General features: G+C 63.3%; 11 protein-coding genes. 3 read left to right on the top strand and 8 right to left on the bottom strand.

The window, feature by feature from the left end:
* Window positions 1–94 precede the first annotated feature (94 nt).
* From NMB96_RS05295 to NMB96_RS05275, 5 genes are all read right to left on the bottom strand, one after another.
* Window positions 95–910, bottom strand: a complete 816-nt coding sequence (locus NMB96_RS05295; protein ID WP_255086430.1) for a DUF4159 domain-containing protein — start codon at window positions 908–910, stop codon at window positions 95–97.
* Window positions 907–2,241 (bottom strand): TldD/PmbA family protein, encoded by a 1,335-nt coding sequence (locus NMB96_RS05290; protein ID WP_023902027.1) that lies wholly within the window; start codon window positions 2,239–2,241, stop codon window positions 907–909. Before NMB96_RS05290 ends, NMB96_RS05295 begins: the two co-directional genes overlap by 4 nt.
* A gap of 15 nt (window positions 2,242–2,256) precedes the next feature.
* On the bottom strand, window positions 2,257–3,891 hold the full coding sequence (locus NMB96_RS05285) for a TldD/PmbA family protein (RefSeq protein WP_255086429.1): 1,635 nt from the start codon (window positions 3,889–3,891) through the stop codon (window positions 2,257–2,259).
* A gap of 1,269 nt (window positions 3,892–5,160) precedes the next feature.
* Window positions 5,161–6,789, bottom strand: a complete 1,629-nt coding sequence (locus NMB96_RS05280; RefSeq protein WP_023902030.1) for a TldD/PmbA family protein — start codon at window positions 6,787–6,789, stop codon at window positions 5,161–5,163.
* A gap of 202 nt (window positions 6,790–6,991) precedes the next feature.
* A complete protein-coding gene (locus NMB96_RS05275) occupies window positions 6,992–7,948 on the bottom strand; it encodes an AraC family transcriptional regulator (RefSeq protein WP_023902031.1) in 957 nt (318 codons plus the stop codon).
* Window positions 7,949–8,028: 80 nt separating this feature from the next.
* Between NMB96_RS05275 and NMB96_RS05270 the strand changes: the two genes are divergently transcribed.
* From NMB96_RS05270 to NMB96_RS05260, 3 genes are all read left to right on the top strand, one after another.
* Window positions 8,029–8,829: an alpha/beta fold hydrolase gene (locus tag NMB96_RS05270; RefSeq protein WP_023902032.1), complete on the top strand. Its 801-nt coding sequence runs from the start codon at window positions 8,029–8,031 to the stop codon at window positions 8,827–8,829.
* Window positions 8,826–9,221 (top strand): MAPEG family protein, encoded by a 396-nt coding sequence (locus NMB96_RS05265; RefSeq protein ID WP_255086428.1) that lies wholly within the window; start codon window positions 8,826–8,828, stop codon window positions 9,219–9,221. Before NMB96_RS05270 ends, NMB96_RS05265 begins: the two co-directional genes overlap by 4 nt.
* Window positions 9,222–9,358: 137 nt before the next feature.
* Window positions 9,359–10,906 (top strand): M61 metallopeptidase family protein, encoded by a 1,548-nt coding sequence (locus NMB96_RS05260; protein WP_255086427.1) that lies wholly within the window; start codon window positions 9,359–9,361, stop codon window positions 10,904–10,906.
* Between the two features lie 289 nt (window positions 10,907–11,195).
* On the opposite strand, the gene NMB96_RS05255 is transcribed toward NMB96_RS05260, so the two are convergent.
* From NMB96_RS05255 to NMB96_RS05245, 3 genes are all read right to left on the bottom strand, one after another.
* The gene (locus NMB96_RS05255) at window positions 11,196–11,687 is read right to left on the bottom strand and encodes a hypothetical protein (RefSeq protein ID WP_023902035.1); all 492 of its coding nucleotides are present in this window, start codon (window positions 11,685–11,687) and stop codon (window positions 11,196–11,198) included.
* A gap of 286 nt (window positions 11,688–11,973) precedes the next feature.
* The gene (locus NMB96_RS05250; protein WP_043888812.1) at window positions 11,974–12,990 is read right to left on the bottom strand and encodes a class 1 fructose-bisphosphatase; all 1,017 of its coding nucleotides are present in this window, start codon (window positions 12,988–12,990) and stop codon (window positions 11,974–11,976) included.
* A 251-nt stretch (window positions 12,991–13,241) separates the two neighbouring features.
* Window positions 13,242–14,444, bottom strand: coding sequence for an amino acid aminotransferase (locus NMB96_RS05245; RefSeq protein ID WP_255086426.1), 1,203 nt, complete (start codon window positions 14,442–14,444; stop codon window positions 13,242–13,244).
* Window positions 14,445–14,476 lie beyond the last annotated feature (32 nt).

The following is a 14,476-nucleotide window of genomic DNA, read 5'->3' as shown; positions in this document are numbered from 1 at the left end:
GTCTCGTTATGTGACTGCTGGCGTAGGAGCGCGCTTGCGCGCGACGCTTCACCGGGAAATCTTCATCGCGCGCCAGCGCGCTCCTACACGGCGGTCAATTGGTCAACGCATACATCACGATGTTGACGCCGAACCTGGTGTTGTCTTCGGCCAGAAATCGCTTGTTGCGCCAGTCGTAATCCCATTCGCAGCCGTAGTCCTTGTTGCTGTACAACACGCCGAGCCGGCCATCGATGCTGATGCCCTTGAGATAATCGTGCACCAGATCGTCGCCCCAACCGTTGAGCTCGAAGCTGGTGGCGGGCGGGCCATCGGGGAACTTGAAGAACGCGTTGTAGAGACGGTGCGTCTTGGGCAACTTCTGCAGCGCGGTCTTGCCGAAGATCGATGCCATCTGCGCCTCGAACGACGTCGCAAACAAGCCATCGATATCGTGATTGCAATCGTCCACAAACACGAAGCCGCCATTGCGCACATAACGCTCGAAGTTGCGCCGCTCGGCGGGATTGAATTCCACCAGCTTGTGCCCGGCCAGATAGCAGAACGGGGCCTGCAACATGCGCGGATCGGCCAGATCCAGCACGTGTTCTTGCGGGTCCACACGCAGCTGGGTGTAGTCGATCAGCGAGGTGATCAGGTTGGACGGCATGCGCGCATCCACATCCCAATCGCCGGAGTCGTAACGCAGCCGGGTGAACCAGAAATCGTAGTTGCCGGCCGCGCGTGCACGCAGCGGTAGCGCCAGGGTGACGGCGCTACCGAGCAACAGGCCGAGGAAGTGGCGCCGCGAAGTGGGAGCCGGGAGACCGGGAACGGGAGCCGCAAGCGCCTGCAAGGTATCAGTCTGCAAAGAGCAGCTTCTGCTCTCCGATTCCCGAATCCCCACTCCCGAATCCCGGCTCCGACTCACACCGCATCCGACAACGAGGTAAACGTAAAGTCGCGCAGGCGCATCGGCGGGATCATCATCACGAAGTTGGATTCGTCGCCGGCCACACGCACCGGCTTGCCCAACTCGTCGATGTTGTTGAGCATGATCACCGGCGACTCGTTGAAGCGGAAATTCTTCACCGGATATTTGATCTGCCCGTTCTCGATGTAGAAGGTGCCGTCGCGGGTCAGGCCGGTGAGCAGCACGGTCTGCGGGTCGACCATGCGGATGTACCAGGTGCGCGTGACCAGGATGCCCTTCTCGGTGCCGCGCACCAGCTCGGCGATGTTCTTGTCGCCGCCGGCCATCAGCAGGTTGCCCGGCTCGCCGATCGCGCGCTTGCCGTTCTTCTGCGCCCAATAGCGCGAATACTGCAGGTTGGCGATCTTGCCGTTTTCCACGATGGACATCTTCTCGCGCGGCAGGCCCTCTTCGTCCCACGGCAACACTGCGGCACGCGCATCCCACGGGTCAGCGGTGATGTTTACGCGCGGGTCGTAGACCTGCTCGCCGAGCTTGTTGCCGCCGCCCTTCTTGGACAGGAAGCTGCGGCCTTCATCGGCGCGGCGCGCGTCGAAGAAATTCATCATGAACGAGATCAGCCCCGCAGCGGCGGCCGGCTCTAGAATCACCGTGTACTTGCCCGGTTCCAGCGCCTTGGCCTCGGCCGAATCGCTGGCCTTGCGCATGGCGATGCGGATGTCCTGCTCGGCCTTGAAGTCGGCCGCATCTTTCAGATTGCGCCCCACCCACCCCGAGCCGCGGCCGTCTTCGGTACGCACGGTGCAGGTGTAGTCGAAACGTGCGCCACGTTGATAGCCGAAATTGCCCTTGCTGTTGGCGAATGCGGTGAAGCTCTGGCCATCCTCAAGAAAGCCGGCAGCGATCAGCCCTTTGCCCTTGCACGGGGCGATCGAATCGGCGGCGACCTGCGCGCGAAACGCCGGGTCGATGGCCGCGGTGGAGTCGCTGAAGGTCGGGCTGGCGGTATAGGTTTGCTTCTCGACCGCCGGCATGAATTCCGGATTTTCCGGCGCCAGCCGGGCCAGATCTTCGGCACGCCGCACCACGCGCTCCAGCGCGGCGTCATCGAACTCGTTGATGGTGGCGATGCCTACGCGCTTGCCGAACGCCACCTGCACCTGCAGGTCGGTGTTGTCGACGATGCCGCTGGTGGACACGTTGTTGAGCGCAAAACGGATGTTGCCGTCGATCGCGCCGGTGAGCGTGGCGGTGCACTCATCGGCCTTGGACAGTTTGATGACCTTGTCCAGAATGGCCTTGGCCTGCGCTTCGGTAAGGATGCTCATATGGGTTTCTCCTGATCAGCCGAGCGAGCGGGCGGTGTTGATGACGTTGATGCCGTCGAAACGGGCGGTGGACGAGCCGTGCGAGACCGCCGAGGACTGGCTCGGCTGGCCCTTGCCGTCGAAGAACGAGCCACCCATGCGGTAATCGCGTTGATCGGCCACGGCGCTGCAGGCGTTCCAGAATTCCGGGGTGCGGATCTGGTAGGCCACGTCCTCAAGCATGCGGGTGATCGCGCCGTTCTTGATTTCGTAAAAGAGCTGGCCGCCGAACTGCGCGTTGTAGCGCTGCTGGTCGATGGAAAACGAGCCATCGCCGATGATGTAGATGCCGTTTTCCACGTTCTTGATCAGGTCGCTCACGCTCAACGGCGTCTTGCCGGCCGCCAGCGAGACATTGGCCATGCGCTGGAACTGCACGCTCGACCACGAGTCGGCGTAGCAGCAGCCATCGGAGGCGGTCTTGCCGAGGATATGCGCCTGATCGCGGATGGCCTGGTAGTCCACCAGCTTGCCGTCGCGGATCAGATCCCACTGCTTGGTCTTGACGCCTTCATCGTCGTAGCCCACCGCACCCAGGCTACCGGGCTGGGTCTTGTCGGCCAGGATATGCACCTTGTCGCTGCCGTACTGGAAGCCGGCCTTGAGCTTGTCGAGCGTGGCGAAGCTGGTGCCGGCGAAATTGGCTTCGTAGCCGAGCACGCGGTCCAGTTCCAGCGGGTGGCCGACCGATTCGTGGATGGTGAGCCAGGTGTGCGAGGGATCCAGCACCAGGTCGTACTTGCCCGGTTTCACAGACGGCGCCTTGAGCTTTTCCTGTGCCTGCTTGGCAGCCGCAATGGCGTCTTCCTTCATGTCGTAGGACAGTCCGTAATTGACCACGCCGTTGGGCGAGACGAACTTGCCCGAGGCCGCGCCATCCAGATATTCGTAGCCCAGGCCCATCGGTGCGGAGAGTCCGTCGCGGGTGCGGAACTTGCCGCTGGCCTTGTCGATGGCAGTCACGCTCATCGGTGCCCAGATGCGGTGCACGTCCTGATCGATGTAGGAACCATCGGTGCTGGCGAAGTACTTCTGCTCGTTGACCACGAACAGCATCGAGTTGACGAAGTTGGCGCCGGCCGCAGTGGCGGCGGCATTGACGCCGAGCAGCAGGTCCACCTTGTCCTTGATCGGCACTTCCATCGCGTTCTTCTTGATCGGCGTCTTCCAGCTCACCTCGCCCACGCCAGGCGTTGGCGCCAGTTGCACGGGGGTGCCCTGCACCTTGGCATTGGCCTTGGCGATCGCGGCAGCCTGCGATGCGGCCTTGGCCACGCCCTGTTCGGTGAGATCGTTGGTGGCAGCAAAGCCCCAGGCGCCAGCTACGAGCACGCGGATGCCCGCACCGATGGATTCGGTGTTGACCACGTTCTGCACCTTGTCCTCGCGGGTGATCACGAACTGGCGCAGATAGCGGCCGATGCGCACATCGCAGTAGCTCGCACCGGCCTGACGTGCGGCGTTGAGGCCGGCATCGGCCAGGCGCTTCTTGCTGCCGACATCCAATTGCGTCAACAACTGCTCGGCGGCAATGGCCTTGCCGAAGTAGGCGGGCACGATCAGTCCGCCCATGGTCAGCCCGGTCAGGGCCAGGAAATCACGTCGTTGCACGGGCAACTCCCCAATAGTCCCGCGCGGCGCGCAGGTAGTCTGGTGACGCACAGATGGGTATCTGCACGGTATCGCCGATTCTTGCCGGGCAACGAACGCTGCGTCAAATGACTTTCGGCATGGGTGTGGGTAAATGCTGTGCCCGCATAGAGTGAGTGGCACAACATGCATGCAGGTGTGGCGAGCGCGGCCGACAGCGTGCGATGGATGCATTTGCGCGGGAGCACGTAGCGGATGCCATGCATGCTTGCCTTATCGACGATCATGCGATGCGCTATCAGCACACATCACGCGATTATGCGCAGTATTTGCTTCACAGGTTCAGAGCGGCTGACAAACTAAGGAGATGATCTGCGCGCTGGCTGCGGGGCCCTTGCCCGCCCACCCTCGCGGGACACGCCGCAAGTACGTCCATGTAGGCTCTTACGCGGCATCCATGCCGCGTAAGGTCCCGCGACGGTGGGCGGGCAAGGACCAGTCGAGATGTTCGGCGTGCATGGTTGCAAGCGAGGCATGACGGGTGCTGTTTGAATAACGCCGTGTCCGATCAGCTTCTCAACGCAAGGCGATCAACCTGCAGGCTTAAAAAAGCTACCGGCTCACTTTCTGGTGCGGTGTCCTGGCCGCTTGCGGGACCGTGTGGCGGCATGGATGCCGCCACCGAGCCTACATGGAGGTACTTGCGGCGTGTCCCGCGAGCGGCGAGGGCACCGCGCGCTCGACTGACCATGCTTTTGACTTACAGCATTTTTGATGCATCTAAACAACATCACTCGATATCTTTGTTGTTGTGAGCTGATTGAACGAGGTAAGGGCTTCAGCGGCAGACCGATAGGGCTGCAACTCCGCTGCAGGGTCCTTGCCCGCCCACCATCGCAGGACACGCCGCAAGTACGTCCGTGTAGGCTCTTACGCGGCATCCATGCCGCGTAAGGTCCCGCGACGGTGGGCGGGCAAGGACCAGTGGAGATGGTCGGTATGCATGGTTGCAAGCGAGGCATGACGGTTGCTGTTTGAATAACGCCGCGTCGGATCATCTTCGCAACGCAAGGCGATCAACCTGCAGGCTTAAAAAAAGCTACCGACTCACTCTCTGGTGCGGTGTCCTCGCCGATTGCGGGACCGTGTGGCGGCATGGATGCCGCCACCGAGCCTACATGGACGTACTTGCGGCGTGTCCCGCGAGCGGTGAGGGCACCGCGCACTCGACTAATCAAGCTTTTGATCGCATCTAACAACGCTAAGAATCGACATCATTATTAGCCACTCTCAGCCCAACGAACGCGCGGTATTGATCACGTTGATGCCATCGAAGCGCGCGGTGGATGATCCATGCGACACGGCCGAGACCTGGCTGGGTTGTCCCTTGCCATCGAAGAACGAACCGCCCAAACGGAAGTCGCGTTGATCGCAGACTGCGCTGCAGGCATTCCAGAATTCCGGCGTGCGGATTTGATAGGCGCCGTCTTCCACCAACCGCGTGACCTGGCCGTTCTCGATCTCGTAGAACAACTGCCCGCCGAACTGCGCGTTGTAGCGCTGCTGGTCGATCGAATACGAACCGCGCCCGTGGATGTACAACCCGCGCTCGACGTTCTTGATCATCTCGGCAACGCCAAGTGGGCTTTTGCCTGCGGCCAGCGACACATTGGGCATGCGCTGGAACTGCACGCTGGACCAGGAATCTGCATAGCTGCAGCCATCGGAGGCGGTCTTGCCGAGCAGATGCGCCTGATCGCGCGTGCATTGGTAATCGACCAGGATGCCGTCTTTCACCAACTCCCACTGCTTGCTCTTGACGCCCTCATCGTCATAGCCCACCGCGCCCAGGCTGCCGGGCTGGGTGCGGTCGGCAACGAAGGTCACCGCATCGCTGCCCCAACGAAAGCCTGCATCGCGCTTGTCCAGCGTGGCGAAGCTGGTGCCGGCGTAGTTGGCCTCGTAGCCGAGCACGCGGTCGAGCTCGAGCGGATGGCCCACCGACTCGTGGATGGTGAGAAACAGATTGCTCGGGTCGATTACCAGATCGTACTTGCCGGCCTTCACCGAGGGTGCGGTGAGTTTGGCGCGCGCCTGTTTGGCGGCAGCAATCGCATCTTCGCGCGCATCGTAACTATGGCCGTAGCCGATGAGTCCGCCAGGCAACTGGTGTTTCTGGCCGGCATCGCCATCGAGATATTCGTAGCCCATGCCCATTGGCGAAGACAGCCCGTCGCGGGTGCGGAACTTGCCGCTGGCCTTGTCCACTGCGGTGACGGTAAACGGCAACCACAACCGGTGCACGTCCTGATCGATGTAGGAGCCGTCGCTGCTTGCGAAATACTTCTGCTCGTTGATCGCAAACATGCGCGAGGCCACGAAGGTGGCACCGGCAGTGAGCGCGGCCGCGTTGACGTCCATCAGCAGCGCTACCTTGTCCTGAAGCGGCACTTCCATCGCGTTCTTCTTGATCGGGGTCTTCCAGCTCACCTGCCCGGCCGGAGTCACCGGTGCCAACTGCACCGGCGCACCGCCCAGCCGCGCGTTGGCCTTGGCGATCGCCACTGCTTGATGCGTGGCAGTGGCCACGCCATCGCTGGTGAGCGTATTGGTGGCCGCAAAACCCCACGCACCATCGGCCAGCACGCGCACGCCCACACCGCTGGATTCGGCGTTGACCACGTTCTCCACCTGCGCCTCGCGGGTGATCACAAACTGGCGCAAATAGCGGCCCACGCGCACATCGCAGTAGCTGGCACCGGCCGCCTTGGCGGTGGTCAATGCGGTATCGGACAGGCGCCGGTTGCGCGCCGCATCCACCGGGGTAAGCAATTGCTCGGCCGCGATCAGGCGCGTATGCGGCAGCAGCAACCCGGCTGCACCGATGCCGGACAAGGTGAGGAAGGTACGACGGTCCACGTGGCGTTCTCCACTGAAGCGCACGCTGCGCACGTGCCAAACCCCGAGGGTGGCGTAGAGGCCTGAAAGTGGTCAAGTGACGATGTGCATGGCGGTTGGCGTGGCCCGCATGCAATCGTGCGGGCCGCATGGATCTACACCGCTCATGTGAAGGGTTGGATGTGCCTGGACAGACCAGCGCGCTGTCGCTGTGTCGATCGCGCTATGGCTTGACCTGCTTGGGTGCATGCCCGAAATACGCCTTGAACGCGCGGCTGAAGCCGGCTTCGGAGTGATAACCCACCCGGCGCGCGGCATCGCCCACGCTGACGTTGCCTGAGCGGATCAGAGCGTCTGCCACGCTCAGGCGCCACAGCGCGATGTAGCGCATCGGTGACTCGCCGGTGATCTGCGCAAACTGCTGCGCAAACAGCGAGCGCGACAACCCGGCATGGCGTGCCAGTTGCTCCACCTTCCAGCTGCGGTACGGGTCGGCATGGATCGCATGCAGGGCCAGCCCGATCCGCTCGCCGGTCGGGCTGGCAAGCCAGCGCGATTGCTGCGGATGCAGTTCGGCCCAGCTGCGCAAGGCGCGGATCACCAGCAGGTCGATGATGCGCGAGACCATCAAGCGCGCACCGGGGCGCACCTCGTGCGCTTCGGCCATCAAAAAATGCGAGAGCAGGCGCAGCCACTCCGGCACGCGCCCGCCATCGCCAGGGATATGGATCAGGGTTGGCAGCGCGCGCATGATCGGCGGCAGCGGTAACCGTTCGTAGCGAAAAATGCCGCCGATGACAGTGGCCAGCGGTGCGCCGTCGCCATGCCGGATCTTCAGCGTTGCAGCGTCGAACTGCCCTGCTGCGAAGAAATCATCGGCAGTGCCTTTCACCTGTGCGCAATGCGACAAGCGATGCCCACGCCCATGTGGTAGCACCACCAGATCGCCGGTCTGCAGCAACAACGGCTTATCGCCATCGGGCGTGATCCACAACGCGCCTGCTTCGACAAAGTGCAGATGCGATGGCCCCGCCGGCAGATGCGCATGGAAGTGATTAGCGACCTCTGCGGTATAGACGCCCTCGCCATGCAGGCGGATCAACGTGAGCAATTGCGACAGGATGTCGGCGCGTGCGGGCTGCGCAACGTGCGTTGCATGCAGCGGTAGAGGATCGGTCATGGAAGACGGTGTCCGGGTCATGGAGTCGTGCGGCGCGCAGGGGGAACCTTAGTGCATCCACACAGACCCGAGATGCACCGATGAAAAACAAGACCTGCATGACCATGACCACGCTGCTGTTGTGCGCGCTGTGTTCCGGCGCCGTCACCGCAAAGCCCGCCACGCATCCCACCATCGTGCTGGTGCACGGCGCCTGGGAAACCTCCGCCATCTGGCGGCCGGTCGCCGGCCAATTGCGTGCGCATGGTTATCGCGTCATCGCAGTGAATCTGCCGGGCCGCCCCGGTGCAGCGCAAGCGCCCGAGGCGATCAGCCTCGATGCATATCGCGACACGGTGCTGGCCGCGATCGCTGGCGAGCGCGCACCGGTGGTGCTGGTCGGGCATAGCTTTGGCGGTGTCACCGTCACCAACGTGGCCGAGGCCGCACCGGAGAAGATCAAGACCCTGGTGTATCTGGCTGCGTTCGTTCCACAAGACGGACGCACGCTGCTGGCGCTCGCGCAAGCGGACACGGCAAGCAAGATGCCGCCCTACCTGACAGTGAACACGCACAAGAAGGCAATGTCGGTGGAGGCATCTGCACGCGGCGAGCTGTTCGCCAACGATGCAACTGCCGCACAGCAGGCCCGCATGCAACACATGATCGTGGACGAGCCACTGCAACCGATGATGACGCCGGTGCATCTGACCGCGCGCTCGAGTGGCGTGGATCGGGTGTATATCCGCACGCTGCAGGACAAGGCGCTGAGCCCGGCGTTCCAGTCCAGGACAATCGCTGCCGCTCCCATGCGGATGACCATCGATCTGGACACCGGCCATTCGCCATTTCTCACCGCGCCTGGCGCGCTGGTCGCCGCCATCGAGCAGGCTGCGCAATGAGCATGCCCATCGAATTGATCGCGTTGGTGGCAACCGCGCTGCTGTGCCTGTGCATTCCTTTGCTGTCCTCTGCGCTGTACGCACGCCAGGTCGGCGCCAAGGCGTTGATCGGCAATCGCGAGGGGTTGCCCGAACCGAGCGGTGCCGCAGGGCGTGCACAACGTGCGCACCGCAACCTGCTGGAAAATCTGTTGCCGTTTGCCGCAGTCGTGCTCGCTGCCATGACGCTGCAGGTGTCCAATAGCATCACGGTGATCGCGTCGTTGGTATTTTTAAGTGCGCGCGTGGTGCATGCGGTTTGCTATCTTTTCGGCATTCCCGGACTGCGCACGCTCGCCTATCACTTCGGCCTGTGGGCGACGCTGGCCTATGCAGTGCAGTTGTTTGTGTGAGGATCACAATGCGCGCCAGAAATGTGTCCAGCGGATGTTTGCACGATGCTGCGCGCAGGCGACGCGCAGCGCTTTCTTATGCTGCTGCCGCTGGCATCGAGGCAACGCCGAAGGCGCTCGGTTGGTGCAGCGGTGCAGTGCTGGCGCTGATGGTCACGCTGTTGCCGTCACACGCCGCGCGTGCTGCAGACGTGCCGGAGCGCGTGAATTTCAGCGTCACCATCAAACCCCTGGCCGCGCAGGACGGCACGGTCAATGGCCTGGCTGTCACCGAGCTGATCGTTCTACCGGACGCGCGCGCGCCGTTGACCTTGGTGTTGCCTTTGGCATTGCCCGCAGTGCCGCGTAATGCCGAGGCAGTGAGCGAATTGCGCGTCACCGACGCGCGCGGCGAGGTTGCACTGTCGATCAATGACGGCGGGCCGTCGCAAGGTTTTGCCTTGCGACGCTGGACCACCGTCCGGGCAGTCGGTCCGCAGGTGACAGTGCGCTATCGCGCCGCGCTGCAGCCCGCGCAGACCGGCGGCCCACCGTATGGCATGAAGGCGGCCGGGCAGGGCGTTGCAGGCAGTACCAAGAGTTTCGTGTTGCTGCCCGAAGCTCTGAGCAGCGATACCAGCGTGCTGATGTGGGATCTGTCCGAGCTTGTGCCCGGTTCGATCGGCGTAGCCACTGGCGGGGCCGGAACGCTGCGTGTCCCCGGCTCGCCCATGGTCATGGACGATCTGTGGTTGCTGGCCGGCCCTGCACTCGCCGGCCAGACGCAAACCGATGCCGTGTTCAATGCCTACACCATCGGTCAACCACCGTTCGATGCGGCAGCCACCATGGCCTGGTCGCGACGCGCCTACGAGGTACTGACAAGCGCGTTCGGCTACATGCAGGCGCCGCATTACGAATTGTTGATCCGCGCCCTGCCGGTTGCCTCGTACGAAACCGGCACCGCTCGTCTGGCCGGCGGCGGCAGCCTGATGACGGTGGGCAGCGTGTTCTCGCCATCGCAGGATGTGCAAAGCGTGCAGAGCACGATCTTTCATGAGTTGGGGCATCAATGGGTTGGCCAACTCAGCAACGGCGTCGAACCGTGGTATGCGGAAGGCATGAACGTGTTCGTACAAGCGACCTTGCCCTGCGCCTCGGGCTTGCACCCGATCGCGGCCTGCGCAAAGACCATCAACCACTGGGCGCAGTACTACTACACCAGCCCGGCGCGGCACTGGTCGCTGCAGCAGATCGATGCCGCCGGTTTCGAACAGGAAGCCGTCCGCCGCATTCCCTATGCACGCGGCATGCTGTACTTCGCCAGCGTCGACGCCGCCTTGCGCAAGCGCTCTGCCGGCAAGCACGGCCTGCTGGATGCCATGCGCCCGCTCTACATCGCGCGACATGCAGGCAAACGCTTCGAACGCAGCGACATCGAAGCCTTGCTGCGCCGCGAACTCGGCGAGGCCGAGGTCACCACTTTTCGCCAGGTCGTCATCGACGGCACGCAGCTGATCGTGCCGCCTTCCAATGCGTTCGGCCCCTGCCTGCAGCGCGAGGAGCGGCGCTGGAGTAGTGAGGGTAAGGACATTGAGGGCTATGTGTGGGAGCCGATGCGCTGCAGGGCCCTTGCCCGCCCACCATCGCAGGACACGCTGCAAGTACGTCCGTGTAGGCTCTTACGCGGCATCCATGCCGCGTAAGGTCCCGCGACGGTGGGCGGGCAAGGACCAGTCGAGATGGTCGGTGTGCATGCTTTTGAACAAGTAACCTAAAACTGTGTGGTGCGGTGTCCTCACCGATTGCGGGACCGTGTGGCGGCATGGATGCTGCCACCGAGCCCCCAGGGACGGGTTCACGGCGTGTCCCGCGAGCGGTGAGGGCACCGCGCATTCGACTCACTCAGTGTTTGATCTGGACTTCTGACTGCATCCACCAAGAGACGGCCGACAAAACCACTGCACTCGCTGACAGGTGCTCGCTCGCCAGTGTTCACTTGGACTGACTTGCCGCGCGTTTGAAATACGCGGTGCGCATTACCGGGTTGCCGTCCTTGAAGTACGCTTCAATCTCGGTCATGACCTTGCCGTCGGCGCTGACCGTGTAGGTGCGTGTGGATGCCGGGACGCCTTGATACATCAACTGCATGACTAGCACGCCTGGCTCGGGCATTTTGACGGCGGCACGATCGACTAGGTAGGTGCCGGATGCCTTACCCGGCGTGCCGTCCAGCAGCAGCGTGGATTGTGCCTGCAGCGTCTTGTTGTCGTGTTCGATGATCTCGGCGCTGGTTGCCCACTTGTTGCCTGGAACCTGTTTGAAGTTCAGGACGACACGTTTGGGTCGTACTGCTGCTGGCATCGGCAGGCTGCTGGTATCCAGTAGCCAGGTTCCGACCAGTGGCGATGGGGCGGTTGATGCGGAGAAGGCGGGTGTGGCTTGCAACATGACGGCAGCTACCAGTGCAACGCATGCGGTCTTCATGAGAATTCCCTTATCGATATGTGATCCCTGCGGGCAGTCAGGCGACTGCTTGCAAGGCATTGCGCGTAGAGATCGACTTCCCGTAGACCGTCCCACTCCGGCCCGAGGGCGATACTCACCGCCGAGCGCTGGTGAGTCAACTCAGGGCACAAGGTCGCCGTTGGCGCAGGTCTCGCGTCCCCAGCGCATCGCCAGCGGCGCAATCAGCATGGGTTACATAAAAAGACACCCGCACTGGGCGGGTGTCTTGCATCAATCAACGTTGCTTGTCGCGTGAGCCGAAACCTCAGCCCTGCGCCTTATCCGCATCCACGTGATACCGCGTCGCCTCAGCCACCTCATTCTTCGAACCCAAGAACACCGGCACGCGCTGATGCAATTGCGTCGGCTGGATATCCAGAATGCGCTCGCGCCCCGTGGTGGCCGCGCCGCCGGCCTGTTCCACCAGCATGCTCATCGGGTTGGCTTCGTACATCAGACGCAGCTTGCCGGGCTTGGATGCGTCCTTCTTGTCCCAGGGGTAGATGAAGATGCCGCCGCGGGTCAGGATGCGGTGCACGTCGGCCACCATGCTGGCGATCCAGCGCATGTTGAAGTCCTTGCCGCGCGTGCCGTCCTTGCCGGCGAGCAGGTCGCCCACGTAGGCCTGCATGGCCGGTTCCCAGTGGCGCTGGTTGGACATGTTGATGGCGTATTCGGCGGTGTCGTCGGGCACGCGCATGTTGGCCTGGGTCAGCAGGAAGCTGCCTTCCTCGCGCTCCAGGGTGAAGGCGTGAGTGCCGTGGCCGAGCGTGAGCACCAGCATGGTGCTGGGGCCGTAGATGCAGTAGCCGGCGGCCACCTGCTTGGTGCCCGGCTGCAGGAAGTGTTCGTCGCCGGGCTTGTCGGTGCCCTCGGGGGCGCGCAGCACCGAGAAGATGGTGCCTACCGAGACATTGACGTCGATATTGGAGCTGCCATCGAGCGGGTCGAACAGCAGCAGGAAGTCGCCGCTGGGGTACTGGTCGGGCACCGGCTGGCTGTGGTCCATCTCTTCGGACGCGCACGCGGCCAGGTGGCCGCCCCAGGCGTTGGCTTCGAGCAGGATGTCGTTGCTCAGCACGTCGAGCTTCTTCTGTGCCTCGCCCTGCACGTTGCCGGTGCCGGCATCGCCAAGCACGCCGCCCAGCGCGCCCTTGCTCACGGCGATGGAAATGCGCTTGCAGGCGCGCGAGACGATGGTGATCAGCTGGCGCAATTCCGCATCGATACGGCCGGCGTGTTGCTCTTCGATCAGGAAGCGGGTCAGCGAGGGACGCGACATGGGAACGGGCAGCCTGTGTAGGAAGTGGTCCGCCATTGTCGCTATTGCGCCGTTAGATTTCGATCACTTGATGCGCGTTTTGCAGCAAACCTGATCGAACGTGCGCGAATGTGTTGCCGACGACATGGGCTACCGGCAGGTACCACTCGCAGTTTGAGCGCCTATGCGCGGCGGCAAGGGCGGCGAACAACCACAAAAAAACCGGGAGGCTCGCGCGCTCCCGGTTTAGGCATTTCAACCAGCCGCTGCAGTCACATGCGGCTGACGGTGGCCACCGCTTGTGCCACGTATTCCAGGTTGCGCTGGCTCAATGCGGCCACGCAGATGCGGCCGGTGCCGACGGCGTAGATCGCGAACTCGTCGCGCAGGCGGTCCACCTGGGTCCTGGTCAGGCCGGAGTACGAGAACATGCCGGCCTGGCGCTGGATGAAGTCGAACTCCGGCGCGCCCAGCGTGGCGAGCTTGGCGACCAGGCCCGCGCGCAGGGCGTGGATGCGCTCGCGCATTTCGGTGAGTTCCTGCTCCCACAGATCGCGCAGCTCCGGGCTGGTCAGCACGCCGGCCACCAGGGCGGCGCCGTGCGTGGACGGGCTGGAGTAGATCGTGCGGATGATGCGCTTGACCTGCGACTGCACGGCCTTGGCTTCGGCCGCGGTAGCCGAGACCACCGACAACGCGCCCACGCGCTCGCCATACAGCGAGAACGACTTGGAGTAGGAGCTGGCGACCACGTAGCTGTCGATGCCTTCGGCGGCCAGCAGGCGCACCGCATACGCATCGGCCTCAATGCCCTTGTCGAAGCCCTGGTAGGCGATGTCGACGAACGGGAACAGGTTGCGCTCCTTCAACACGCCGGCGACCTGCTTCCACTGCTCCTTGGTCAGGTCGGCACCGGTCGGGTTGTGGCAGCAGGCGTGCAGCAGCACCACCGTGCCCGGCTCGAGCTTGGCCAGATCGGCCAGCATGCCGTCGAAGTTCAGGCCATGGCTGACGGCGTCGAAATAGGTGTAGTCGACAACCTCGAAGCCGGCCGCGCCGAACACCGCGCGATGATTTTCCCAGCTCGGGTTGCTGATGGCGATGGTGGAGGTGGGCAACAGCTTCTTGAGCAGGTCCGCGCCCACGCGCAATGCGCCGCTGCCGCCGACGGTCTGCGAGGTCGACACGCGGCCGGAGGCCACCAGCGCCGACTCGGCGCCGAACAGCAGCTCCTGGGTGGCCTTGTCGTAAGCGGCCAGGCCGTCGATGGGCAGATAGCCGCGCGGTTTGGCCTCCAGCGCGAGCTGCTGCTCGATCTTGTGCACGGCGCGCAACAGCGGGATGCGCCCGTTTTCGTCGTAATAGATGCCAACGCCCAGGTTGACCTTGTTGGGGCGGCTATCGGCGTTATAGGCCTCGGTCAGGCCCAGGATGGGGTCGCCTGGAACCTGTTCCACGTTTGCAAAGAAGGACACGGCATGACTCGCTGAAGGACGAAAGAGTGAGG

This window comes from Xanthomonas hortorum (genome assembly GCF_024339125.1).
Lineage (GTDB): Bacteria > Pseudomonadota > Gammaproteobacteria > Xanthomonadales > Xanthomonadaceae > Xanthomonas > Xanthomonas hortorum.
This window is presented reverse-complemented; position numbering and strand designations above follow the sequence as displayed.